Raw genomic sequence first — 26031 nt, 5'->3', positions numbered from 1 at the left:
GTCCAGGTCGGCCTGGGCGATCCGCCCCGCCTGGAATCCGGCGAGCACGTCGACGAAACCGCCGAGCACCGCGTCCTGCTTGGCGGGCAGCGCGTCCGCGAACGCGGCGAGGACGGCGAATCCGTCCCGGCGGGGCGTGAGGTCGCTCGCGGTCGTGTACGAGTAACCGCCCTCCTGCCGCAGGGAACGCGTCAGTTCGCGCTCCAGGACGCCCGAGTACAGCCAGGCGGCGGGCGTGTCGGCGACGACGGCGTCCAGCAGGACCCCGCCGGTGCCGTCCGAGAAGTACGCGGGCGTGAGGGGGAGGCCCGAGGTCACCGCGGGCATCGGACGCCGGTCGCCCGCCGGCAGCTTCAGGGAGAGGCCGGCCGGGATGTGCTCACCGGCGATCCAGAGCACCGCGTTGTCCGACGTGAACCAGCTCTGCGCCCACTGCCACACGTCCTGCGCGCTCGCGTTGCGCACACCCCACTCCGGGTAGCTGACCAGGCCGTACCCCTGGGCGCCGTACCGCCACAGCGGGAGCAGACCCGAGTCGCGGCGGGACTCCTCGGTGCGCAGGATCTCCTTCTCCGTCTCCAGCCGGTCCATGGGCAGGTCGGTCAGGGAGGCGCAGACCCCGGTGAGATAGGCGGCGATCTCGTGCTCGGCGCCCTCCACGTGGAAGTGGGTGAACGCGGCCTTGGTCGCGCCGTTGTAGTGGTAGTCCGCCACACCCTGGCGGTACAGCGCGAGGTGCTCGACGAGATGGGTGAGCCCCGCCCGGCCGAGGGTCTCGTCGGCGATCCCGACCCGGAAGACGAGCCCGGCGCGCACCGGCCCGGCGGCGTACGTGAAGAGGGTGGGTATGCCGTCGACCTCGGTGCGGTGGACGGCGGACTGCGGGTTCATCCACGGCCTCGGTTCGGCGCGGTGGCGGGGGACGTCAGGGCGAGAGCCGCGTCCCGGTGCCGGGTGTAGGCCTCGGTTGGGTCGCCGAGATAGCTCCAGGGGAGCTTCGACGCCAGGTTGCCCAGGGCGCGGAAGTGGGCGGCGGCACGGGCGGTGTCGCCGATCAGGGAGAACATGGCCGCGAAGCAGCCCGCGACGGTGACCCAGCCCGGCTCGCGCCGGAACTGCGGGTGGAGTACCGACCACCCGGCGGCCTCGACCAGTTCCGCGTGGACGTGGGCCTGCCCCAGGTAAGCGTGCCGTTCACCGCCCGCGTCCAGGTCCAGCCAGTGCTCGAGGTGCGCATCCGCGACCAGTCCTGCGTTCAGGGAGCCCTGGGGGGCGGCGAGCATGCGGTCACGGGCGAAGGAGTGGGCGGCCTCCCAGCTGCCGCTCCACTTGGGACACAGTTGCTGGAGCAGCCGGGACTGAGCCGTGAAGTGGTGGGGATGGGACTTCGCCAGCCGGTCGTAGCGGCGGCGCGCCTCGTTCTGGCCGAGCTGGAGTCCTCGGGCGGTGTTGAGCCGCTCGGCCCACGCCGGGGCGTAGGACGGGTCGAGCGCCGTGGCGCGTATCAGCAGTTGCTCGGCCGTGCGCAGGTGCGCGTGGAAGGTGGCGAACTGCGCCCGGGTGACGCTCTCGGCGCGGGCGGCCGTACGGACCGTCCAGCCGATCTGGACCTCCCGGGCGCCGAGGAGGGTCAGCGCGAACACGTCGTCAGGGGCGGCCGTCACCAGCTCGCGCAGGGCGCGCTCGACGCCGTCCGTCCCGGCCACCGTGCTGAAGACCTGGGACGTGTCGCTCCCCTGCGGCAGACCGGCGAGGTACTGGCGCACCGCCGCCCAGTCCCGGGCGGCCACCGCCTGCCGCAGCCAGGCGACTTCGGGGTGGGCGGACGTGATCTCGAAGTCCGGTGGCGGAAGCGGGGAGGCGAGCGACATGCGCGGATCCTAAGTGAGGGGTCTGACGACCAGCTTCGGGTCAGCGGGCGGCACGGATCGGAGGCGCCGGGCGGCCCTCCTTGTCCCATCCGATGAAGGTGTTGGTACGGGCGTGGACGAACGCCTTGACCGGGTCGCCGGAGTAGCTCCACGGCACGCTGCCGACGTAGGCGCCGACGGCCCGGAACTGCTCGACGCCCTCTGCGAAGCGCTCGGTGCGGAACAGCGCGTTGGCCAGCAGGTGACGGACGGTCGGCAGGCGGTGGTGGCCGGCCGGTACCTGGTCGACCGCGTCCAGGGTGGCGTCGATGGCCGTGGTCATGAACGGCTTCTGGTAGACGGACAGGTCGTTCGCCCGGAACTGGTGCTCGAACGCGGCGTACAGGCGCAGTACGGGGAGCAGGCTGCCCCGGGGCGCGGAGGCGACGGCCTCCTCGGCGAAGGTGAACATCAGCTCGTCGGAGCCGCGCCACTTGGCGCACCAGTACTGGAGGGCCGACACATGGGCGCCGAAGTGGTGCGGGTCCCGTGCTGTGATCTCGGCCCACAGGGCCCGGAAGTGGTCGTGCGACCAGCCCAGACCCAGGGCGATGGTGATCTGGGCGACCCAGGGTGTCGGGTCGTCGGGCGCCATCCGGGCCGCCTCCTCGCACGCGGGGAGGGCCTGGGCGAGCAACTGGTGGAAGCTGTCGAACTGTTCGGCGGTGGTGTGCTTCGCGCTCTTCGCCCCGCGGGCCTCGCCGGCGAATGCCACCAGCGCGTCGGCGTGGACGAGGGCGGCGGCGGGGTCGTGCGGGTACTCCCTGCGCCACTCCAGCAGCCAGTTGTCGTCCTCCACGGCCGCGTGCACGAGGATGCCGAGCCGGTACCACCGCAGATCCCAGTCCCGCCCGGCCCCTGCCAGGTAGTTGGCCGCGACCCGCCAGTCCCCGGCAACAGCCGCCGCGGCAACGGCGTCCGCCTCCGGATCGGGCCCGGCATACCGGGCATCAAGCTGATCCCCCGGCACGAGCCCGAACTCGGCGGGATCAATGACGACCCGCTTCGCCTTTGCCGCCTGCTCGGCACGCTGGGCCCGAGCCTTACGTGCGTTACGGGGGATGGTGACGGCGGCGTAACCGAGGGCGCCGATTCCGGCTGTGGCTATGAGGGGGTTCATGGGGCGTCCTTGAGGGCGGGAGGGTCAGGTGAGGATGAAGCCGGTCGGCGTTGATGGGACGGGCTGTGGGTCCCGAGCGATCAGCCTGCTGGGCCCGGCATCGCGTCCTCGACGAGGCCGATCCCACGCCTCACCGCTCGACTCCCCTGCTCCACGGCGCCATCACGGGGGTCGTAGCCTACTCCGCGGTGATCACTTCAGTCGCTTCTCTTACCCACTCGATACGCGTCGGTTATCTCCCCTATCAGTAGGGCTCCTCCTGCCATTCAATGCATGTAGGCCGAACGCCTCCGGAAGGCACGAAACGGCCCCAGTCCCAGCCCGCTGACCACACCACGCAGAGACGCCGGAACCCCCACCGTCAACCGCGGTGGGGGTTCCGGCGTCCGACAGCGTTGCCGTCAAGCGCCCTTAGGGGCACGAGTCCCGACTAAGGGCACTGCGCTTATTGGAAAGTTAGAACTCTTCCTCTTGCCATTCGATGCACGTTGGAATCTGGCCGCCGCTGCTGAGAAATTCCTTCACCGCCTGACGGACAAGCTCGATGGGAATTTCCGAGCCCGGCATGAACTCCCGCACATGCCCGAGGAGCATATATTCGCCAATCCCGCGATCCATCGAGCCTTTCGATACGTAACCGTCATCGGCCGCGAGGGTCAGTGCACCCACCTGGGCGACCCTATCGACCCCAACCGCCAACTCGTGATCACGATATCCCGATGGCATCGTTGGGCGATCAAGCGAATAGACCACGGCACAATTACGATCATGTTGCCCATTCAGCAAGGCGTCGATGAACGAATCCACGTCATCCGCACTGGCGAGTAGAGCGGGAGTTTTGGTGTGCTCGGGCTGGAACTGCACCTCAAGCCCCTTGATCGTCATCCCCTACCTCCGAAAAGATGACTCGTCATCTCGCCCGTGTATTTGTCACGCCAGTGTACCCTCAGCGTCTTGCTACCCAACAGCGAGTCCAAGGTGTTCGAGCAAGAAAGGGCAGGTGCCGCCTTGACGCATGGCCCTTCCTCATTGTTGATCACCACTTCGGCGTGATCAACCTCTTGCTTTTCCATCATGTCGACCACCTTCATTTCGACGTGGTCGACATCTCCCCAGTCAGCCCTGCTATTCCATTTACCCAGACCCCTGAGCCGGTCGGTGATAGAATGCTCCGTCGCCTTGGTAGCTGGATTGCCACCAACTCGGTCTCGTCGCTGAGCGTACTGCGCCCACTCGTCGGACCTGTGTGATCTGGCCGAGTAGATAGCTTCGCCAGTTCACACTCGGCATCGAAGTTGTGAACTAGGACCGGCGTGTCACCAGCCTCCACATAGGGTGGTGTGCAGCTTCTTCGCAGGCCGGCGGCAATCTAGCGGGCAGCCAACGTCCGTGGGTATCCGCCGACGTTCGCTATTTCTGCCGCTAGCGCTGCCACTAAAGGCCTAGATATCACCGTTTTGCGGGGCTCGGCGGTACAGGGCTATGCGAGAAATGCTTTTATGGCATCCTGCATACCAATCGTCACTCAGCATGTCCTCCCAGGATCTGGCATAGCCGTGGAGCCTGTTGTCGGTTCCGCCGTATTCGCACGGGTTGGTGTCAGTCTGGTCAAGCGGGAGATAGTCACCTACGAATCATGACGGCCCACAGTCGAATAGATCTGCCACTTCACGGAAGAAATGCCATCCAAGTGGCTGAGACTTTCGGCGGAAATCCCTGAAGCTCTCACGAAAGAGAAGCCCTCCCTGTTGCGCCTCGGGGCCCTGAAGTCCATTGCGGGACCAATTTCCATAATCAGCACTTCATTCATGAACATTCGACGACCAGGGCGAGGCCACTCCCATCCTCCGAAATCAACCTCTTCCACCCCGACCAACACGTCTGGAAGAATTTCGTTAGGAACTTGAGAGCAAGTTCGACCAAAGCTCGCCAAGATGGCAGCCTCCTTGAGCGTTGCATGGATAAGAAATTCCGGGAGGGACTCGGGCACCAGCCTCCATTCACCACCCAATTCTGCTTCGTAGACGGAATTTGAGTCCTCGGCATCAACGGCCCAGAACCAGTCGCCGGTCGAGTCGGCAGCAAACTCAATCCTCCCCTGGTTCAATCGGATCTTACGAGGTTCATAAATTTGATGCTCGACTGACCGGATCCCCTCCCAGCGATAGGCGAGGCTGTACCATTCCCTAAGCGGATGAGGAATCCCAGGGTAGCCCTCCGGAACCTGCCATTCCGAACAATCAGGTGGCCCATACCAGCGACCGAGAAGGGCGGGGAGATTAATGTCTGCAGGATCAATCACCCGGCCATGATAGCGCACACGGCAAATCCCTCGACACCGGAACCCGGAAGGCCGAGCAGCTGAACTCCACTAATGGGCGACGCCCGCACGACAGCCTCTCCGACTGGTCGTGCGGGCGTCGCCCATAGAGTGTGGCTCGTAATGCAGTCACACTTATTCGAATTAGCTAATCGGCCCCACCAATGAAGACCCTATTCCTAATGGCCCCTTCCTCATTTCGCCAGATAACCATTAGCTTAGAGCCCTGCGGCAGCATTTCTCGCATTGCTGAGACGCAATATTTGCATGCCCCATAAGCCGCACCTTCAGCCTTGTGCAGGTACAAGTACGCTTCGTGCGACCCAGATTGGCGCATCAGCGCCGCCGTCTGATTCTCCAGGTGGTGGAAATTCTCATCCGTAGTTCCTGGAGGCGCTTCCCAATCCGACCGGAGATTGCGACCGTCACCGCCCGAAGAAAGATCGTGAGACGTGCCGTCGCTCAGCTTTGCATGACCGGACATACCGCCGGGACGTTCGAACGAAGAACTCGCGTTCTTGGCCTTCTCGAGGCCCGCCTCCAATTCCGACGGGCAGGGGAGAGAAATATTGTGGACGAGGACCGGGGTACTGCCTGCCTCCACATAGTACGTATGGAGGGTGCCGATGGTGAGGTCGTACGTCGTGGTGTTCGCGTGGTACAGGCGGACACCGGTGACCTCGGCCGTGCCGGTCGGCGTCTGGAGGATGTCGCCGGGGTTGAGGTCCCTGGCTTCGACGAACGCCGACTGGGTCTCGTCGTAGAAGGGGTGGTGGAAGGTCGTCGTCAGGTGCGCGGGCTTCGGCTCGGCGGCCTGTATCGAAGACGCCTTGCTGACCGCTGCCACCGGTGTCGTCGCCGGGTGCGTGTCACCGTGGCTGTGGCCGGCAGACAGGGCGGCCAGGACCGCAGCGGACGCTGCCAGGCCGAAGGCCGCCTTGCGGGCTGCCTTCTTGGCCAGGGACTTGGCGCCGGCCTTCACCGCACGCTTGCCGCCTGTCTTCTTGATCGCCAGGTCCACGAAGTCGTGGTCCGTACGCGTCACGATCACCGCGGTGACCTTGTGCGCCTCCCTACCCTTCGCGCCGGGGACCGAGTTTGCGATCGTGTCGCCGACCTTGACGTGATCGATGGCCTTGGTCGTGCCGTCGGCCATCAGGACCTCAGTGGACCCGGTGAAGCTGTGGGTCTCGCAGGTGATGGGCCCTTCCTCCGCCGGTGCCTCGTCCGAGTGGGACTGGGACTTGGTTCCCGACGCCTCCGACTTCGCCGCTGCCGCGGCTTCGTCCGTCGCGTCGGCCGTGGCTGATTCGCCGGCTTCCGTGGCCCCCTTGCCGAAGAGGCCGCCGGCTACTTCCAGGGCCTTGGGGGCTGCCTTGGCGAGGATCTTGCCGCCGAGTTCGCCGAGGGCTCCGCCGGCCGCGCCGGTCACCGCGCCCTCGACCGCCGAGCCCGCGAAGGCGCCGACGCTGCAGTCGTCGCCGCCGTTGTCGGCGCACTTGAAGCCCTGTTCGACCAGGGCGCCCGCCGCACCGGCGACGGCCGCGCAGCCGATGGAGCCGATACCGGCCGTGAATGCCTCACAGCCCGCGAAGATCGCGGTGGAGACCACGACCGACGTGATCGCGGCGGCGTGGTTCTTGACGAACTTCGTCGCCGTCTTCGCCGCCTTCACCGTGGCGTGGTAGGCCGTGCGGGCGGCATGGGCCACGGCGTGCGCGGCCTTCTTCACCGCGTGGGCGACCTTCTTCGCCGCCTTCTTCACCGCGTGGACCACTCGGTGCACGGCCTTGCGCACGGCGTGGTACGCCGAGTGCACCGCGTGGACTATCTGGTGATACGCGCGTCTGACGTGCCGTGCCGCGTAGTGATAGACACGGCGCACAACCCGGACCGTGGCGTGGTAGACGTCCCGCACGTGGTGCGCGACCTTGTGCGCCACGTGCTTGACCGCGTGGACCACCTTGCGGGCCACGTGCTTGGCCGCGTGGTAGACCTTGTGCGCCACGTGCTTGACGGCGTGGGCCACATGGTGCGCGGCCTTCTTCGCCCCGCAGACCACGTCGTACCAGGAGCAGTTGCCCGACTCGTCGGTGCCCGCCAGCGGGTTGTCGTCGACGTAGGCGAACGGGTTCGCCGCCACCGAGTTCGGCACCGCGTCCAAGGACATGCTGTCCTTGTTGAGGAACTGCCCGGTGTCCGGGTTGTACCAGCGCGAGGCCGTGCCCACGTCGCCCGTGCCGGGCTCGGTCCAGCCGGACTGGAAGCCCAGGTGACCGGTGACCGTGTCGGTCGGTGAGACCACCTTGCCCAGCGGGTCGTAGGAGGCCGAGCCGGCCAGCGCGGTCGCGCCGGAGGTGAAGGTGCCGACCACGTCGTCGTGCTGATCGGTCAGGGCCAGCGCCCCGGAACCGCCGCCGACCGGCTTCACGCCGACCACACCGCCGCCCGTGTCGTGGGTGTAGGTGAAGTCGCCGTCCGAGGCGATGGTGTTGTCGGCGCCCGAGTAGGCGAAGGTCCGCGTGAGGCCGCCGGCCGAGGTGTCCCGGTCGGTGATGTTGCGGCCCATCGCGTCCAGGTTGTACGCCTGGTCACCCGCGACGATCTGGTCGCCGAACGCGTCCGTCTTGTACGCCAGCGTGCCCGATGCCGACGACTCCTGGGTCATCGCGCCGCGTGCCGAGTAGTCGTAGGTGTGGACGCCGTCGGAGGTGAGCTCATCGCGCTGGTCGTACGTGTACACGTCCGACCCCTTGCGGATGCGGTTGCCCGAGGCGTCGTACGCGTACGTCGTGCTGGTGGAGCCGTTGTTCCACGACGTCAGGCGGTTCGCCCAGTCATAGCCGTAGGTGTTGCTGGACGCGCCCGACACGCCTGTCGTCGTCTTCGACGTCAGGTTGCCGTTCTTGTCGTAGCCGTACGTGAAGCCCGCCAGCGTCGACGCGCCCTGGACCAGGGTGTCGGTGGTGAGTTCGTGCGCGGTGTTGTAGCCGAAGGTGCGGGTCTGGCCGGTCGCACCGTACTTGACGGACTTGAGCTGGTTGAGCTGGTCGTAGGAGTAGGTGAGCTGGGTGCCGGTCGCCGCGTCGTTGAGCGAGGACAGGCGGCCGGCGGTGTCGTAGCCGTAGGACGTGGTGCCCGAGGCGTCCGTGCGCGAGGTCATCGCGCCGTCGTTGTTGTAGGCGAAGCCGGACGACCCGGCCGAGCCCGACGTGGTGAGGACGTCACCGCGGTCGTCGTAGGTGAACGCGTCGTGCGTCGCGCTCTGGTGGTCGGCCGCTCCGGCGGTACCCGCCTCCGCCGTGTCCGCCGACAGCACGCGGCCGTCGGTGTCGTAGGAGAAGCTGCGGGTGGCCGTGACCGCGTCCGCGCCGGAGCCGGACATCGTCTTGAGCTGGCCGTTGCCGTCGTACGTCATCGACGTCGTGGTGCCGCCCGGCAGGGTGACGTTCGTCGCCTGGCCGTCCGCGTCGTAGGCGAAGATCGTGGTCGAGTCGGCCGCCGAGGTGAACTTTGCCGTGGTCGGCTCGATCACCTTCTCCTGCTGGCCCCACGGCGTGTACGTGTGGCGCCAGGAGTTGCCGCGGCCGTCGGTGAACCGGGTCCGGTTGCCCGCCTGGTCGTAGCCGAAGGTCGTGGTGATCGACGTCGACGCGTCGACCGGCTGCGTCTCCTGGGTGATCGTCCCGGCCGCGTCGTAGGTGAACTGGCTGGTGTGACCGTTGGCGTCGGTCGCGGCGGTCATGTTGCCGACACCGTCGTAACTCTGCGACGTGCTCCAGAGCTGGGTGCCGCCGGCGTCGTAGGAGTGCGTGGCCGTCGGGTCGCCGGACGCGTTGTAGTCGGTCGTCGTGTAGGTGCCGTCCGCCAGGGTCGTCTTCGAGGGGTTGCCCTCGAAGTCGTAGGCGTACCTGGTGGTGTTGCCGGCGCCGTCGGTGACCGAGGTGATGTCGCCCGCGCGGTTGTAGGCGTACGTGGACGACACACCACCGGGGCTGGTGGTCGAGGCGACGTGCGCGCCGTAGGGGTTGCCGGTGGTGACCGCGTAGGAGTTGGTGGAGGTCAGCGTCCGGGTCGACGGATAGCGCTCCAGGGTCGTCTGCGTCAGCGGACGGCCCATGAAGTCGTACGTCGCCTGGGTCTGGGCACCGGTCGGGTCGGTCGCCGAGAGCTGGTCACCGGCCGTGTCGTAGACGGCGTGGGTCCTGGTGCCGTCGGGCGCGGTGGTCTGGACGACGTCGCCGAGCTGGTCGTACAGGTTCGACGTGGTCTTGCCGCCCGGCGTGGTGACGGAGGTCTGGTTCCCTTCGCTGTCGTAGGTCCACACGGTGGTGCCGGCGTTGGGCTGCGCGGCGCCCGCCGGGGTGTACGAGGGCAGGGTCTCGGAGACCTTGTTGCCCTCCGCGTCGTACGCCGTGCTGGTGACCAGGAGGTTGGGGTCCCTCTCCTCGACTGCCTCGCCGAAGGTGTTGAACCCGCTTGTGGTGACCGGACGGACGCTGACGGGGTTGGTGCCGTCGGTCTCCGCCTGGACCGCCGGGGCGGTGGTGAGCGCGAGGTTTCCGGCCTCGTCGTAGCTGTAGTCGGTGGTGTGGTTCTCCGCGTCCGTCATCGACGACGGGAGGCCACGCTTGTCGTAGGTGTACTTGGTGGTCTGCGCGGTGGACGAGCCGACCGTGCCGCCGGTGCGTCCCTTGCCGTAGAGCGAGGAGACCTCGGTGGCGGACAGGGCCCGCTGGTAGACCTGCACGTTGGAGACGCCGCCGGGCAGGGCGTCGCTGTCGGCGCCCGCGTACTTGGCGCGGCCGATGGTCAGCGGCCCGGTGGCGGCCCACGGAGTGGTGTTGGTGCCCGCGGTGCCGGACTGGCTGCCGTTGACGAACAGCTTCATGGAGCCGTTGGAGGCGTCGTAGACACCCACCACCTGGGTCCAGGCACCGACGGCGGGAACCGCGGTGGAGTACGCCGCCGGGAACGTCGGCCCGGCCGCGTCCTTGCTCGTGTCGTTCAGGCTCCACAGCGGCGAACCGGCGTGCGCGTAGTTGTACTGGAGCATGAACGCGCTGTTGGTGGTGCCGTTCTGCGCCACGATGGTCGCGTTGTGGGTCGGCAGCGAGCTCATCTTGACCCACGCCGACACGGTGTACGAGGCGGTGGTGTCCAGCACCGGGCCGTTCGTCGCCACACCCTGCGCGGTGGACGTCCCGGTGAGACCGGCGGACGAGTCTGTCCAGGTGACGTTGCTCGCCTGACCGGTGTTGCCGGTACCGGAGGAGTCGGTCACCGAGGTGCCCGAGCCCTGGTCCAGCTTCCACCAGCCCGCCGGATGACCCGAGGCGTCCCCGTACAGCGTCTCGCTGAGCAGGTTGCCCATGTCGTCGTAGGTGTTGGTGGTGGTGCGGTCGTAGCCGGAGGCGTCGCGGTCGGTCTCGCTGGCGACCTGGTCGTCCGGTGTGTAGGAGACGGTGCTCACCCGGTCCACACCGGTCGGGTCCAGCTCCGTGGAGGTGGTCCGGGACGCGGCGTCGACGGTGTACTTGGTGACCGTCTCGCCGTTGTCGGAGGTGGACTGGAGCAGGTTCCCGGCCGCGTCGTAGGTGTCCGACTCCAGCACGTAGGTGCTCTTGCCGTCACCGCTCTTCTTCGTGACCGTCGCGGTCAGACCGTCGTCGGTGTACGTGTACGCGGTGACGTTGCCCATCGCGTCGGTGATCGACGCGAGCCGGCCCGAAGGGTCGTACGCCCGCGAGGACTCGGTCAGCAGGGTCGCGGGCTGCGGGTCGGTCGGGTCGCCCGTGTACATCAGGCCCTGCGTGAGCAGGTTGCCCTCCGCGTCGTACGTGTAGCGGGTCTCGTTGCCGGCGCTGGTGACCTCCTTGGTCTTGTTGCCCGAGGTGTCGTAGCTGTACGTCGTGGTGTTGCCGTAGCTCGCGCCCGCCGCCACGTTGGCGTCCGCCTCGGTCGCCACGTGGTCGTAGGCGTCGTAGGTCCACGTCTGCGTGCGCGGCCGGTCGCCGCCGCTCGCGTCCGACACGGTCTGCGAGGTGGTGTTGCCGTCCTCGTCGTAGACCGTGGTGGTCGACGCCCGGTGCGTGGCGCCGCTGACCCGGTCGGTGATCTGCGGGTCGTCCTCCTTGGTCACCTGGCCGGCCGCGTCGTAGGTGTACGTCGTGGTCAGGCCCGCCGGATAGGTGTCGGAGACCACGTTCTGCGTGCTGACCTGGCCGACACCGTCATAGGTGTAGGAGGTCACCAGTCCGATGCCGTCCGTGGTGGACGCCACGTCACCGTTCTTGTTGTAGGCGACCTGGTTGACCGCGCCGCCGGGACTGACCGTCTTCACCGGCAGCCCCGCGGGCACCACACCTCCGTCCGCGGCCGGGTAGGTGGCGGTGCCGTCGCTGTAGACGGTCTGCGTGGTCCGCCCGTTCGGGAAACCCGGCACTGCGGGACCGGTGATCGCGGTCTGGTTGCCGGCCGAGTCGTAGGTGTAGGTCGTCAGGTAGGTGTTGTCACTCGCCGACGCGGAACGCCCGTCCCGCTCGGTCAGCAACTGGTCGTTGCGCGGGTCGGCGGTGGTGAGCTGCGCGGTGGTGTCGTCCGGGTAGTACGTGTAGTACTCGGTGTTGCACTTGTTCGCCGCCTGGTCCTGGCAGGAGGTGGAGGAGACGATGTTGCCGCGCACGTCATGACCGGTGACGGTCATCGAACCGTTCGGGTCGGTCACCGTGTGCTCGAAACCGGACGTGTCGTAACCGAAGCTGGTCGTGTTGCCGAGGGCGTCGGTCTCGCTCAGCAGACGGTTGCCGTGGGTGACGTCGTACTGGTAGCTGAGCGTGGCATTGGTCGGCGTCGTCACTGTCACCGTCTTCACCGGCAGCAGGCCGGTGGAGTTCAGCGCCGCGTCGTACTGCGCGTCGACGTCGTCCCCGGTGAGCTGCGAACGGTAGACCGCGGCCTCGGCGATCGAGCCCTTGAAGTAACTGGCGTAGCCGGTGTTGTCCGTGCTGCTGCTGTGCGACTCGTCGGGCCAGTTGCCGCCGAGGTAGCCCGCCCCCACGTAGGTGTAGGGCTGGCCGCCCATCGCGGCGGTGCCGCTCTGGGTGCCGACCAGGGTGCCGTCCAGATAGAGGGACTGGCTGGTCGCCGACGTGGAGAGCACCACATGGTGCCACTTGTTGTCGGTGACCGCCGCCGTGGTGCCCAGCGGCTTGGGTGATCCGCCGGAGAAGTAGAACTCGCCGTACAGCTTGCCGCTGCTGCCCACGTAGAGAATGGGCGTGTAGGCGGTCGGGGTGGTGGTGCCCAGCGGGTCCTTGGAGGCGCTGACAAGGACACCGTTGGCGGTGGCGGTCTTGAACCACATGTCCACCGACTCGGGGCCGGTGCCGGGAATCGTGCCGCTGGGCAGCGTCACCTTCGAGGACGTGCCGTTGAACGCGCCGGTGGTGTGGTCGCTGAACGGACCGGCCGAGCCCAGCGTCACGGACGAGTAGGCACCCGTCCCGCCGCGTACCTCGTCGAGCGCCGTCGAGGCACCGGCCGACTCGCCGAACCGGTAGTACTGGTTGGGGGCACCACCGAGGACCGCGCCGCGGTAGGTGTTGCTGGAGCCGGTGATGGTCGCCGGGTTCAGCTTCCACACACCGCCGTTCTCGTCGGTCACCTGGGTGACCCGGGCGGCGTCGGTGTCGTAGGTGATGCCGGCGAACGCCTTGCCCGACGGGCGGGTGACGGTGGTCAGCAGCGGCGACGCCTTGGTGGCCGCGGTGTGGATGCGCGAGACCTGGTCGGCGGTCAGCGCGTCCGGGTACAGGGCGACGTCGGCGATGGTGCCGTTGAAGTAGGTCGGGAAGCCCTGGTCGCTCGTGGTGGAGTAGTGGGGCTCGTCCGGCCAGGTGCCGCCCAGGAAGCCGGCACCGATGTAGGTGTGGTTCTGGAGCGCGCTGTGGTAGCCGTTGCTGTAGGAGATCATGCCCGAGCGCGTGCCGACCTTGGCGCCGTCCAGGTACAGCGTCTGGAGCGAACCGGCACCCGCGAGCACGACCTCGTGCCAGGCGCCGTCGTTCACGGCGGAGGGGCTGACGATCGGGGAGACGCCGGTGCTGTTCCAGAACTCGGCGTTGAGCTTGCCGTCCGTGCCGACGTAGATGCCCGGCGTGTACTGCCCCTGGGCCATGGTGTAGCTCAGCGGCAGCGTGGAGTAGGAGAACAGCACACCCGGAGCCGTGGTGGTCTTGAACCACATCGACATGGTCTGCTGGTTGGAGCTGGAGACCAGGCTCGGCGGCAGCTCCGCGTAGGAGGAGGTGCCGTTGAACTTCGCGGCGGTCGCGGTGGACCCGGCCAGCGGACCTGCCTGACCGAGAGTGACACCGCTGTACGTGGCGTTGTCCGTGCCCTCGCTGTCACCGACCGAGCTGGCGGCCGTGGTGCCGCCGGCCTCGTTGAACTGCCACAGCTCCGACGCCCCGGCGTTCTCCACCTCGGTGCGGAACTGCGAGCCGCCGGTGTAGCCGTACGTCGTGCACTTGGCCGTCGACAGCGGTGAGCAGACCTTGGTGAGCTGGTCGTTCGTGTAGCCGTACGTCCAGGTCTGCGCGCTGGAGGAGTCCTTCGGGTCGACCGGGTCGGTGACGACGGTCGCCACGTGGGCCGCGGTCGCGCCGCTGGGTGTGGACCAGGTCAGGTTAAGAGACCGTCCGGACACGTTGGACTTCATCCTGGTGACGTGTCCGGAGGTCCAGGTGAGGTCCACCGAGCGGTTGTTGGCGTCCTTCACCGACGAGATGCCGGACACACCGGTGCCCAGGGGCTGGGTGAAGGTGTAGACGGTGTCGTCCTTGTCGGTCAGCGTGTAGCCGGCCGGGGAGGTCTGCGCGCGCAGCATGGCAAAACGGCCGGAGGGCGCGGAGAAGGTGCCGTCGGAGTTCTTGCCGAAGCCGACCTCGGAGCCGTCCGGGTAGGTGACGACGACGCCGGTCAGGGCGCCGGCCGCGCTCTTCTGCTCGGTGACCTTGGCGTCGAAGATGCTCGACCAGCCGGCCCCGAACGCGCCGGATGTCCGGAAGTCTCGGGAGTTGTAGTCACGCTCGACATCGAGGCTCGGGCCGACCGTGGAGATCGACGCGTCCGTGTCGGAGGTCGTGTAGTTGCCGATGGTGGCGTCGTAGCCGTGGTCACTGCTGTTCTGTGACAGCTCCGAGGTCAGGAACGGCTGCGGCACCTCCGTCGTCAGCGCGGAGGAGGGGGAGACCGTGGAGTACTTGGTCCCGTCGTAGGCCTGTGCGGTCCAGGTGTAGGAGGTGTTCCAGGTCAGCTTGCCGGCCGGCACGGTCCAGTTCGGCGTGGTCACCAGACCGGAGTCCGCGACCAGGGTGCCGGAGGCGCTGTAGACCTTGAAGTCGTACTTCTGCGACACCGGGTTCTGCTGGAAGTCCGCGAACGCCTGGAGCTCCGGAGTCAGCGTGGAGATCGAGGAGTTGTTCGCCGGGAAGGTCGCCTCCACCATCGGGGCGACATCACCGGTGTAGTCGTACACGATGTACGGCTCGTCACCGGGGTAGGCCATGGAGCCGAACTGCTTCCAGTGCAGGGCGTCCGTGGTCGCGGCGTAGATCGCCAGGCCGTGGTCCGCGGTGGTGCCGCTGGCCCACTTCTGCATCGCCGCCGTGTCCAGCGGCACCGTCACCCAGTCGCCACCGGACTGGTCACCGGTGGTGTTGGCACACGCGTTGGCCACCGTCGGGGTGACACTGCCGATCGAGGCACCGTGCGCCGGGCCGGGGTAGGTCATCGCGTCCGTCGGGTCCCACGCGGCCGACACCTGCGCGACGTTGAACGTCTCCGGCGTACACGTCGAGGCCCATATGTCGTACAGGTGCAGGTTGGCCGAGACCAGGGAGACACCCGAGCCGTCGAAGCTGTCCCGCCAGTCCTGTACGAACGAGATCGCCGAGTGCGATCCCGAGTCGTAGGAGCCGATCTTCAGGGTCTGTTCCTGCGACCGGTCGGCCACCGGGTAGCCCGACTCCGTGTACGTGCTGTGCACGTAGTCCCACACCGAGGTGTCCGGGTCGACCGTGACCGGGAACTGCCGCGCCTTGGCGTGCAGCCACGCGGGGTTCAGCGTCATCCGCAGCGCGGTCTCACCGTGCGAGGTGACCAGCTCGTACGACACCGCGTGCGTCGTCGCCCGCTCCCCGGACACCTTGTCGATCTTCGAGTCGAACGCGTAGGCCGACGGGATCGAGGCGACACCCTTGCCCTTGGCGTCCCGCAGGTCCACGCCGCCGGACTTGTTCAGCTCCGCCGTCAGCCCCTTCAGGTGAAGAGGGAAGACCCAGGAGTTCGCGGCGTCCGCCGAGTGCAGCACCAGCGCCTGCCGCAGACCCACCGACGTGGACGTCAGCTCCAGATCGGTGTCCGGGAGCACTTCCGGGTAGGCGACCGTCGACCCCTTCGCCACTCCGGGGACCTTCGCGGCCCCTTCGAGGGCGAACCCGACGCTCTTGCCGTCCTTGCCGAACGAGGCGAGATCGTCGTCCGCCGCCTTCGGCGCGAAGCCGACGTCCACCGCGTTGGACTTCTCGTCCCACCGGCCGTCGGGGCCACGGGCGACAGCGGTGTCGATCTGCTGCCACTCACCCTTGGGGTCCTTGTAGTTCAGGGGGAAGGGGGACACCTTCCGGCTGAACGAGCCGTCCGCGTTGTGGTAGTACGTCGACTTCTGCGTCGACCGGGCCGACACCCGCTTGCTGGTCCGGGGGTTGAAGCCACGGAACGAGGCACTCAACCCGGCCTTCGCCGACGACTTGTGCGCCTTGTACGCGCCCAGCTCGCCCCGGCCATGCCCCGGCTTGTGCCCTGCGCCCCGATGGGCGCGGGTCGCGGCGGCCGACACATGGTGTCGCTTTCCGGCCGCGGTGCCGGATTGCTGGTGCGGCAGTTTGCCCCAGTGCGGGTCGGTGAACCAGGAGGCCCACGAGGACAGACTGGCGCTCGGCAACTTGACGCGACCGAGTTCCAGGCCCTCGGCGAGGGCCTGGTCGGTCGTGAACATCAGTGCCAGCGCGGTGAGTACGACAACGGCGACAGAGCGCCGCAGACGTTGAGCACGTCGTGCGGATCTAGGTCGACTGAGTGGCCTGATAGGCACGGGCTCGACTCCAGCGATCAATAAGCGACAGATAAGCCCGTTGATCTTGCCGTTGTGAACACCCTGTGGACAGGCGCGAGGGGCGATCTTGCGCAACTCTTGAACGCCGCTTGTTCAACCGGACCAGTTTGTCGATAAATACTCCTTTGCAGCTTGTGAACATCTTTGCCGTCACATGATCGAGTGCGAACCGAACCAACACATGGACGCGGAACGAGTGATGACGATCCGTCTCAGCGGGCCCGGAAGCGGGACGGGGCGTTGGTGGGGTTGCCGCCCGCGGGGAGTTTCTGGGCGGGGCAGGAGGTGAGGATCTTCTTCATCGCGGACTTCTCCGCCGAGGTGACCCACAGGTCGTACTTCTTCTTCACGGCGACCTGGGCGGCGACGTAGGTGCAGCGGTACTTCTTCTGCGGGGGGACCCAGCTCGCGGTGTCGCCGTCGCCCTTGCCGCGGTTGGTGCTCGCGTCGACCGCGATGAGGTTCAGCGGGTCGTTGGCGAGGGCTATGCGCTTGCTGCTGTCCCAGTACTTGGCGCCCTTCTGCCAGGCGTCCGAGAGTGCGACGACATGGTCGATGTCGACCAGACTGCGGCCGCGCCGGTAGGTGACCGTCTTCCCGGAGTACGGGTCGGGCTGCAGTATGCCGAAGGTGACCTTGCACTTGCCTCCGCTGAACTTCACCTCCTTCAGGTCGCGCTTGAGGATGTCGTCACGGGTGTCGCAGGAGTTGGAGTCGGTGTCGGCCCAGGCGCTGCCGAAGCGCTCACGGGAGTAACCGGTCTTCGGCGCACGGCCCTTGACGTCCAGTCGGTCGACGGCGCTCAGGGCGGCACCCTTGGCGCCCGTCGGCTCCGCGCCGGAAGAGCCGTTGACCTCTTCGGCCTTGCAGCCCGTCACGGCGGTCATCACGGCCATGGCGGTGACGGCCCCGCCCCACAGACGCTTCACGTGCGTCCCCCTCGTTCGCCCCGGTCCGTCCGCGGACGCGGGCGGAGAGATCCGCCCTCCACCGTAACGGCCGCGCCGCGCCTGATGGAGAGGAACAGAAGGGGCGTACAGGGTTATTCGGGGCCCTGAGCGCCTGCAACGGTTCGTGCGCCTTGCTCAGACCTTTCCTATTCCCAGGGTCGACTCGGAGGGCAGCAGACCGGAGGAGAGGACCGCGACCCAGTGGTCGCCGAGGAGGTCGCCCAGGCGGTCGGCGTCCGCCCGGCCGAGGGACTGCCACGGGGCGGCGGCCAGGCGGTCAGTGTGCTCCTCGACGCGGCGGCGCAGGGCGCGGCCCTCCTGCGTGGCCGTACCGTCCGGCTCCACCAGGCCGCGTGCCGCGAGGCGTTCGCGGGCGGCCGCCCATTCCTCACGGCTCCAGCCCCGGCTTTCGAAGCGCTCCACGGACGCGGCGCCTATCGCCGCGAAGGACACCAGGGATTCCACGGGATCGAGTCCGGCGACGAGCAGAGCGGACAGGTGGCCGTCACCCCGGTGTTCCCGCAGGATCGTGGCCGCGTGCCACAGCTGGAGGTGCGGGGCCTCGGGCCACGGGAGTTCGGTGTTGGCCGCCGCGAGGGGGCGGCCCTCGGTGCCGGCCGACTCCGCCGCACGGCGGGCCAGGGCGGCGGCTTCGGCCATACCCGGCCCTTCGATAGCGGACCCGAGTATGGCGCGGTAGGCGCGGTCGATGCCCCGCAGGCGGGCCGCCAGCACTTCCCGGGGCCCGGCGATGCCCCACGCCCCCTCCATGTGCCGGGCGGCCATGCGCGGGCTGAAGCTGTAGAAGGCGGAGGTCACGCGCTCGGCGCCGACCTCTCCCAACGGAGCGGCGCGCAAAGGGAAATACGTGGGCCAGCGGTCCTCGGTGCCGAACCCGAGGGCGGCCATCTCCTCTTCCACCTCGGGTGCGTAATAGAGCAGAGCGTGGAACGGCTCCAGCAGGTGCCAGAGCTGGCGTACGCGGGCCGTCTCCACCGTCTCCAGTGTCTTCTCGGACATGCCGTTCTCCTCCCCCGGACGCGACCGTCGGCCGGCCGCCTTGGACTTGACACTGACTAGATTGCCGGAGCCGAAAGAACTTGTCAATGACTAGATTCCGCGTATTCTGGTGCCATGAGCCCCTCGAACTCCACGTCCGCGGACCGGCGGACGTACCACCACGGCGACCTGCGGCGGGCCGTGCTGTCCGCCGCGCTCGACGTCATCGCCGCCGAAGGACCCGGCGCGCTGAGCCTGCGCGACCTCGCCCGCCGCGCCGGGGTCTCGCACGCGGCGCCCGCGCACCATTTCAAGGACCGCACCGGACTCCTCACCGCGATAGCCGCCGAGGGGTTCGGCCTGCTCGCGGACGCCCTGCGCGAGGCTCCCGGTCTGCGCGAGGCCGGGGTGCGGTACGTCCGCTTCGCCCTCGAACACCCCGCGCACTTCCAGGTGATGTTCAGCCCGGAGCTGCTGCGCGCCGAGGACCTGGAGCTGACCACGGCCCGCGCCCTGGCCGGTGACGCGCTGAGCCAAGCCGTCACCACCGTCGACCCCGGCGACCGGGGCCCCGACGCCCGGCTGGCCGGGATGGCCGCCTGGTCGCTGGCCCACGGCTACGCCACGCTGCTCCTCGGCCACAACCTGGACCACCAGTTGGGAAAGGAGGACCCGGAGGACACCTTCCGTGCACTCACCGCGATGCTGTTCCACTCGGCGGCCGGCTGACAGCGGGCCCGGCTCCAGGCAGCCCCGGCAGCAGTGGGACAGCCGAGAGGGCCGGGAGAACCACCGCTCCCCCAGCCCTCTCGACCGGTCCGTGCCGTCTGGGCAAACCGCCTCAGGAGCCCAGGATCGACGCCAGGAACTCCCCTACCCAGCCCAGGAGTTCCCGGCCGACCAGCGCCTTGCCGCCGACCTTGGCCGTCTTGGGACGCGGCACCAGCACCTGGTGCGCGGTCGGCTTGATGACCGAGCCCGGGTACAGCCGCTTCAGCCGCAGCTCCTGCGACTCGCGCAACTCCACCGGCGCGAAGCGGATGTTGGGGCCCTGGAGGACGATCTCGCCGACCCCGCAGGCCCGCGCGAGCATGCGCAGACCGGCGACGAGCAGCAGGTTCTCCACCGGCTCGGGCAGCTTGCCGTAGCGGTCGGTGAGTTCCTCGCGGACGGCCTTGATGTCCTCCTCCGAGTTGGCGGAGGCGATGGACCGGTACGCCTGGAGGCGCAGCCGCTCGCCCGGCGCGTAGTCGTGCGGGACGTGCGCGTCGACCGGCAGTTCGATCTTGACCTCGAGCGGCGCTTCCTCCTCGATCTCGCCGGTCTCCAGCTGGCGCCGGTAGTCGGCCACGGCCTCGCCCACCATGCGCATGTAGAGGTCGAAGCCGACCCCCGCGATGTGGCCGGACTGCTCGCCGCCGAGCAGGTTGCCCGCACCGCGGATCTCCAGGTCCTTCATGGCGACGTACATGCCGGCGCCCATCTCGGTGTGCTGGGCGATGGTGGCGAGCCGTTCGTGCGCGGTCTCGGTGAGCGGCTTCTCCGGCGGGTACAGGAAGTAGGCGTACCCGCGTTCGCGGCCACGGCCGACGCGGCCGCGCAGCTGGTGCAGCTGGGAGAGGCCGAAGTTGTCGCCGCGCTCCACGATCAGGGTGTTGGCGTTGGAGATGTCGATGCCGGACTCCACGATCGTGGTGGAGACCAGGACGTCGAACTTCTTCTCCCAGAAGTCCACCACGACCTGTTCCAGGGCCTGTTCGGACATCTGGCCGTGGGCCGTGGCGATGCGCGCCTCGGGGACGATCTCACGGAGCTTGGCGGCCGCGCGGTCGATGGACTCGACCCGGTTGTGGATGTAGAAGACCTGGCCCTCGCGGAGCAGTTCGCGGCGGATGGCGGCGCCGATCTGCCGCTCCTCGTAGGGGCCGACGAAGGTGAGGACCGGGTGGCGCTCCTCGGGCGGGGTGGTGATGGTGGACATCTCGCGGATGCCGGTGACCGCCATCTCCAGGGTGCGCGGGATGGGCGTGGCGGACATGGTGAGGACGTCCACGTTGGCGCGCAGCTTCTTGAGCTGTTCCTTGTGCTCGACGCCGAAGCGCTGTTCCTCGTCGACGATGACCAGGCCGAGGTCCTTGAACTTGGTCTCGGAGGAGAACAGCCGGTGGGTGCCGATGACGATGTCCACCGAGCCGTCCTTGAGCCCTTCCAGGACGGCCTTGGCCTCGGTCTCGGTCTGGAAGCGGGACAGGGCGCGCACATTGACCGGGAACTGGGAGTACCGCTCGGAGAACGTGCCGAAGTGCTGCTGCACCAGCAGGGTGGTGGGCACCAGGACGGCGGCCTGCTTGCCGTCCTGGACGGCCTTGAAGGCGGCGCGGACGGCGATCTCGGTCTTGCCGTAGCCGACGTCGCCGCAGATCAGGCGGTCCATGGGGACGGACTTCTCCATGTCCTCCTTGACCTCGGCGATGGTGGTGAGCTGGTCGGGGGTCTCCGCGTACGGGAAGGCGTCCTCCAGCTCGCGCTGCCAGGGGGTGTCGCTGCCGAAGGCGTGGCCGGGGGCGGCCATGCGGGCGCTGTAGAGCCGGATCAGGTCGGCGGCGATCTCCTTGACGGCCTTCTTGGCGCGCGCCTTGGTCTTCGTCCAGTCGGCGCCGCCCAGGCGGTGCAGGGTGGGGGCCTCGCCGCCGACGTACTTGGTGATCTGCTCCAGCTGGTCGGTGGGGATGTAAAGCCGGTCACCGGGCTGGCCGCGCTTGGCGGGGGCGTACTCCACGACCAGGTACTCGCGGGTGGCGCCCTGGACGGTGCGCTGCACCATCTCGATGTAGCGGCCCACGCCGTGCTGCTCGTGGACGATGTAGTCGCCCGATTCGAGGGTGAGCGGATCGATGGCCTTCCGGCGGCGGGCGGGCATGCGGGTGCCCTCGCGGCCGGCGGACTTCTGCCCGGTCAGGTCGGTCTCGGTGAGGACGGCCAGCTTGAGCGCCGGGTCGACGAAACCGTGGTCGATCGAGCCGCAGGAGACGTGGACGACGGACGGGCTCAGCTCGTCGAGGTCGGCGTCCAGCCGGGCCGCGATGCCCTCGCCGCCGAGCACCTCGACGATGCGGGAGGCCGGGCCGTGGCCCTCGGTGAGGAAGACCGTGCGCCAGCCGTCGGAGAGCCAGCCCTTGGTGTCGGCGAGGGCGCGGGCGGTGTCGCCGCGGTAGGTCTCGGGGGCGCGCATACCGAGCTTGAGGGTGTCGCCGCCCAGCTCCTCGTCGGCGGCGAACGGCGAGACGGACCACCACATCATGTCCAGCTCGCGCGCCCGGTCCCGTACGTCCGCGATGGACCACAGGGAGGCCGCGCCGACGTCGATGGGCGCCTCGCCGCCGCCCGCGCTGGCCGCCCAGGACGCCTGGAGGAACTCCTGCGAGGTGGCGACGAGGTCGGAGGCGCGGGTACGGACCCGCTCCGGGTCGCAGACCACGGTCATCGCGTTCTTCGGGAGCACGTCGAGGAGCAGCTCCATGTCGTCGACGAGGACGGGGGCGAGGGACTCCATGCCCTCGACCGCGATGCCCTCGGCGATCTTGCCGAGCAGTTCGCCCAGCTCGGGGTGTTCCTCGGCGAGGGCACGCGCGCGGGCGCGTACGTCGTCGGTGAGGAGCAGTTCGCGGCAGGGCGGGGCCCACAGGCCGTGGTCGGCGACTTCCAGGGAGCGCTGGTCGGCCACCTTGAAGTAGCGGATCTCCTCTACGTCGTCGCCCCAGAACTCGATACGCAGGGGGTGTTCCTCGGTGGGCGGGAACACGTCCAGGATGCCGCCGCGTACGGCGAACTCGCCGCGCTTCTCGACCAGCTCCACGCGCGCGTACGCGGCGGCGGCGAGGGCTTCCACGACCTCGTTCAGGTCGGCGGTCTGGCCGGTGCGCAGGGAGACGGGTTCCAGGTCGCCCAGGCCCTTGACCTGCGGCTGGAGCACGGAGCGCACGGGGGCGACGACGACGGAGACGGGACCGGTGTCGGGGTCGTCGGGGCGCGGGTGCGACAGGCGGCGCAGTACGGCCAGGCGGCGGCCGACGGTGTCGCTGCGGGGGCTGAGGCGTTCGTGCGGGAGGGTTTCCCAGGAGGGGTACTCCACCACGCCCTCGGGGGGCAGCAGTGAGCGGAGGGCCGCCGCCAGGTCCTCCGCCTCGCGGCCCGTCGCGGTCACGGCGAGCACCGGGCGGGTGGTGTCGCGGGCGAGGGCGGCGATCGCCAGGGGGCGGGCCGCCGGAGGGCCTACGAGGTCGATGTGGGGGCGGTTGCCGTCCGTGGCCGCGGTGATCGCTTCTGCGAGGGCGGGGTCCTTGACGACGGCGTCGAGCAGACCGTGCAGGCTCATGGAGGGGCTTTCCGTCCTGGGGGTGGGAACGCGAATCGCCCGACTCGTCGTACGGGCCGGGGGTCTTCCAGCGTACGACGCGGCGGTGCGGCTTGGCGGGGGCTGTGGATAACCCTGCTTTCCGAGTGGCCTGTGCCGCGGCTGACGTACCAGGGGGCTCTGCCCCCTGGACCCCGGTTTCCCACCCGGCCCGTCCGTCTCGGTTGGCGGAAAAGGCCGACTTGGACAGCGAACGCCGGTGCCGGGAGCCCCCCAGCTCCCGGCACCGGCCCCCGCCACTCCCCCCTACTCCGTGGCGATAGCGCTCAGCACATTCATCCGCCCCGCCCTGAACGCCGGGATCAGCGCCGCGAACAGCCCCACGAAGGCGGAGGCGATGAAGACGGTGATGATCGTCGGCCAGGGAATGTCCAGGACCTTCAGCCCCTGGAGGGCGAGCAGTTTCTGGGCGGTGGCGCCCCAGCCCATGCCCAGGCCGAGGCCGAGGAGCGCGCCGAAGAGGGCGATCACCACCGACTCCAGGCGGATCATGCGGCGGAGCTGGCGGCGGGAGAGGCCGATGGCTCGCATGAGGCCGATCTCGCGGGTGCGTTCCACCACCGAGAGGGCGAGGGTGTTCACGACGCCCAGGACGGCGACGATGATGGCCAGGGCAAGCAGGCCGTAGATCAGGTTGAGGAGCTGGCCGATCTGGTCCTTGAGGGCCTGCTTGTAGTCGGTCTGGTCGCGGACGGTGTACTGCGGGTAGTCGTGCAGGGACGCCTTCAGCGCCTTGTACGCGGCGCCCTGCTGGCCCTCCTTGGCGGTGGCGAAGAGGAGCAGGTCGAGCGGCATCCTGTCGGCCGGCACGTACTTCTTCGCGGTGGCGATGGAGACGTACATGGCGCCCTTGTCGACCACGACCTCGTCACTGGTGATCGCGCGGACCGTCAGCTTCGCGGTGCGGCCGCCCTTGAACGCGACGTCGACGCGGGAGCCCAGCTTGATGCCGTGGTCCTTGGCGAAGCCGGCGAAGACGGACATGGAGTCGGCGCCGTAGGCGTCGGCGAGGTCGCCCTGGACGGTCTTGGTGCGCAGGTCCTCGGCGTAGCTGGGGTCGGCGGCGTTGAGTGACTCCTTCTTGGAGACCTTGCCGTCCGGCGTGGTCATGGTCACCGGGAGGATCTTGTACTCGGTGACCCGCTCAAGGCCCGGAGTGCTCTTGAGGGCGTCGACGGCCTGCGGGGTGATGACGGACCCGTTGTCGTTCTGGACGATGAAGTCCGCGCCCACCGTCTTGTCGAGCTGGTCGGTGGCGGAGGCCACCATGGACGAGCCGACCACGGACAGGCAGGCCACCAGGGCGAGGCCGATCATCAGGGCGGCGCCGGTCGCGCCGGTGCGGCGCGGGTTGCGCAGCGCGTTGCGCTCGGCCATGCGGCCGACGGGGCCGAAGACCCTGAGGACGATCGCGCCGAGAACACGCACCACGCCGGAGGCGAGCAGCGGGCCGATCACCACGAAGCCGATCAGGGAGAGCACGATGCCGAGGCCCAGCCAGGCCGAGCCGGTCGTGGCGTGGTCGCTGGCGGCGGCCGCGGCCAGGCTCGCGGCGCCGGCGCCGGTGAGGACCAGGCCGATGACCGCGCGGATCACGCCGGCCCGGGCGTCGGCCGGGGCGCCCGCGTCGCGCAGGGCGGCCATCGGGGAGATCTTGCCCGCGCGGCGGGCCGGCAGATAGGCGGCGAGGACGGTGACGACGACGCCGAGCACCACACCGGCGACCGGGGTGGTCCAGGCGACCGTCAGGTCGTCGGTGGACAGGTGCATGCCGATCTGGCCCATGAGCTTCATCAGGCCGACGGCGATCCCGACCCCGGCGCCCACGCCGAGCACGGAGCCGATGACGCCGAGCAGCAGGGCCTCGATCAGCACCGACCGGTTGACCTGGCGGCGGGAGGAGCCGATGGCCCGCATCAGGCCTATCTCGCGGGTGCGCTGGGCGACCAGCATCGAGAAGGTGTTGATGATCAGGAAGATGCCGACCAGGAAGGCGATCCCGGCGAAGCCGAGCATCGCGTACCGCATGACGTCGAGGAAGCTCTTCACGTCCTGCTGGTTGGCGTCGGCGACCTCCTTGGCGGTCTGCACCTTGTAGCCGGTGCCGAGCGCGGTGCTCACGTCCCGCTTGAGGCGGGCGTCGGTGACGCCCCGGTCCGCAGTGACGTTGACGTTGGTGAAGACGCCGGTGCGGCCCACCAGGGCCTGCTGGGCGGTCCTGGTGTCCAGGTAGAAGATCGCCGCGCCGGGGTTGGTGACGGTGAAGGTGGCGATGCCGGACACGCGCGCCTGGTGCGTGCCGACGGCGGTGATGACCCCGATGTCGTCGCCGAGCTTCAGGTGGTGCTTCTTCGCGGTGTCGGCGTCGACCATGATCTGGCCGGACCCCCGGGGCGCCGCGCCGGTGGTGATCTTCATGGTGCGGGCGTCGTTGGCGTTCCAGTTGCCGACGATGGTCGGGGCGCCGCTGGTGGGCGACAGCTTCTCCTTGTCGCCGTCGACCACGGTGACCGAGGTGGAGAACACGGTGCCCTCGGCCGACTTCACGCCCGGCGCCCGCTCGATCCTGCCGACGACCGCGGCGGGAAGCACCGGCGGCTTGCCGGTGTCGGAGGTGGTCTCCCCGGTGTCGGAGGCGCCCTTGGCGCTCACCGTGACGTCGGAGGACGTCACCTGGAAGAGCTTGTCGAAGGTGGTGTTCATGGTGTCGGTGAACACCAGGGTGCCGCAGACGAACGCCACCGAGAGCAGGACCGCGACCGCGGAGAGCGCCATCCGGCCCTTGTGCGCGAGGAAGTTGCGCAGCGAGGTCTTCAGGACGGTCATGATGTGCGCCCCCGCGCGTCGAAGTCCTTCATCCGGTCCAGGACCTGCTCGGCCGTGGGCTTGAGCATCTCGTCGACGATCCGGCCGTCGGCCAGGTAGAGCACGCGGTCCGCGTAGGAGGCGGCGACGGGGTCGTGGGTGACCATGACGATGGTCTGGCCCAGCTCGTCCACCGAGCGGCGCAGGAAGCCGAGGACCTCGGCGCCGGCACGGGAGTCGAGGTTTCCGGTCGGCTCGTCACCGAAGATGATCTCCGGCCGGGCGGCGAGCGCGCGGGCCACGGCGACGCGCTGCTGCTGGCCGCCGGAGAGCT

12 protein-coding genes and 1 pseudogene are annotated in these 26031 nt (G+C 68.6%); 1 reads left to right on the top strand and 12 read right to left on the bottom strand.

Translation table 11 applies throughout. The features are described from left to right. The 9 genes and pseudogenes from GT030_RS01580 to GT030_RS01540 form a co-directional block, all read right to left on the bottom strand. Positions 1–891, bottom strand: a pseudogene (locus GT030_RS01580) (insulinase family protein); the annotation flags it as partial. Further along, complete coding sequence (locus tag GT030_RS01575) at positions 888–1871, bottom strand: hypothetical protein (RefSeq protein ID WP_161199455.1); 984 nt, start codon at positions 1869–1871, stop codon at positions 888–890. The pseudogene GT030_RS01580 and the gene GT030_RS01575, both read right to left, overlap by 4 nt. A gap of 40 nt (positions 1872–1911) precedes the next feature. Next, the gene (locus tag GT030_RS01570; RefSeq protein ID WP_161199454.1) at positions 1912–3030 is read right to left on the bottom strand and encodes a hypothetical protein; all 1119 of its coding nucleotides are present in this window, start codon (positions 3028–3030) and stop codon (positions 1912–1914) included. A 456-nt stretch (positions 3031–3486) separates the two neighbouring features. Continuing rightward, entirely contained in the window at positions 3487–3915 is a 429-nt protein-coding gene (locus GT030_RS01565) for an Imm1 family immunity protein (RefSeq protein WP_161199453.1), read from the bottom strand. After that, positions 3912–4193: a DddA-like double-stranded DNA deaminase toxin gene (locus GT030_RS01560; protein WP_346009536.1), complete on the bottom strand. Its 282-nt coding sequence runs from the start codon at positions 4191–4193 to the stop codon at positions 3912–3914. Before GT030_RS01560 ends, GT030_RS01565 begins: the two co-directional genes overlap by 4 nt. Before the next feature lie 464 nt (positions 4194–4657). Next, on the bottom strand, positions 4658–5332 hold the full coding sequence (locus tag GT030_RS01555) for a hypothetical protein (protein ID WP_161199452.1): 675 nt from the start codon (positions 5330–5332) through the stop codon (positions 4658–4660). Positions 5333–5498: 166 nt separating this feature from the next. Further along, complete coding sequence (locus GT030_RS01550; RefSeq protein ID WP_161199451.1) at positions 5499–16412, bottom strand: LamG-like jellyroll fold domain-containing protein; 10914 nt, start codon at positions 16410–16412, stop codon at positions 5499–5501. Between the two features lie 329 nt (positions 16413–16741). Next, positions 16742–17425, bottom strand: coding sequence for an HNH endonuclease family protein (locus GT030_RS01545; RefSeq protein WP_161199457.1), 684 nt, complete (start codon positions 17423–17425; stop codon positions 16742–16744). Between the two features lie 189 nt (positions 17426–17614). Beyond that, positions 17615–18499 (bottom strand): hypothetical protein, encoded by an 885-nt coding sequence (locus GT030_RS01540; protein ID WP_161199450.1) that lies wholly within the window; start codon positions 18497–18499, stop codon positions 17615–17617. Positions 18500–18613: 114 nt separating this feature from the next. On the opposite strand from GT030_RS01540, the gene GT030_RS01535 reads away from it, so the two are divergent. Beyond that, the gene (locus GT030_RS01535; protein WP_161199449.1) at positions 18614–19207 is read left to right on the top strand and encodes a TetR/AcrR family transcriptional regulator; all 594 of its coding nucleotides are present in this window, start codon (positions 18614–18616) and stop codon (positions 19205–19207) included. Between the two features lie 112 nt (positions 19208–19319). On the opposite strand, the gene mfd is transcribed toward GT030_RS01535, so the two are convergent. The 3 genes from mfd to GT030_RS01520 all read right to left on the bottom strand — a co-directional run. Next, positions 19320–22853, bottom strand: coding sequence for a transcription-repair coupling factor (gene mfd / locus GT030_RS01530; protein WP_161199448.1), 3534 nt, complete (start codon positions 22851–22853; stop codon positions 19320–19322). Between the two features lie 285 nt (positions 22854–23138). Then, on the bottom strand, positions 23139–25718 hold the full coding sequence (locus GT030_RS01525) for an ABC transporter permease (RefSeq protein WP_161199447.1): 2580 nt from the start codon (positions 25716–25718) through the stop codon (positions 23139–23141). After that, the coding region (locus GT030_RS01520; RefSeq protein WP_161199446.1) for an ATP-binding cassette domain-containing protein at positions 25715–26031 on the bottom strand (317 nt) is incomplete at its 5' end. The genes GT030_RS01525 and GT030_RS01520, both read right to left, overlap by 4 nt.

Source organism: Streptomyces sp. SID1328, assembly GCF_009865595.1.
Lineage (GTDB): Bacteria > Actinomycetota > Actinomycetes > Streptomycetales > Streptomycetaceae > Streptomyces > Streptomyces griseoluteus.
Note: the sequence above shows the minus strand (reverse complement) of the source record. Positions and strands in the feature narration are given on the sequence as shown.

Bases quoted from the DNA above. Each gene is read 5' to 3' on its own strand.
- GT030_RS01575 (WP_161199455.1), bottom strand. From the start codon at position 1,871: ATGTCGCTCGCCTCCCCGCTTCCGCCACCGGACTTCGAGATCACGTCC.
- GT030_RS01570 (WP_161199454.1), bottom strand. From the start codon at position 3,030: ATGAACCCCCTCATAGCCACAGCCGGAATCGGCGCCCTCGGTTACGCC.
- GT030_RS01565 (WP_161199453.1), bottom strand. From the start codon at position 3,915: ATGACGATCAAGGGGCTTGAGGTGCAGTTCCAGCCCGAGCACACCAAA.
- GT030_RS01550 (WP_161199451.1), bottom strand. From the start codon at position 16,412: ATGTTCACGACCGACCAGGCCCTCGCCGAGGGCCTGGAACTCGGTCGC.
- GT030_RS01545 (WP_161199457.1), bottom strand. From the start codon at position 17,425: ATGGCCGTGATGACCGCCGTGACGGGCTGCAAGGCCGAAGAGGTCAAC.
- GT030_RS01540 (WP_161199450.1), bottom strand. From the start codon at position 18,499: ATGTCCGAGAAGACACTGGAGACGGTGGAGACGGCCCGCGTACGCCAG.
- GT030_RS01535 (WP_161199449.1), top strand. From the start codon at position 18,614: ATGAGCCCCTCGAACTCCACGTCCGCGGACCGGCGGACGTACCACCAC.
- mfd (WP_161199448.1), bottom strand. From the start codon at position 22,853: ATGAGCCTGCACGGTCTGCTCGACGCCGTCGTCAAGGACCCCGCCCTC.
- GT030_RS01525 (WP_161199447.1), bottom strand. From the start codon at position 25,718: ATGACCGTCCTGAAGACCTCGCTGCGCAACTTCCTCGCGCACAAGGGC.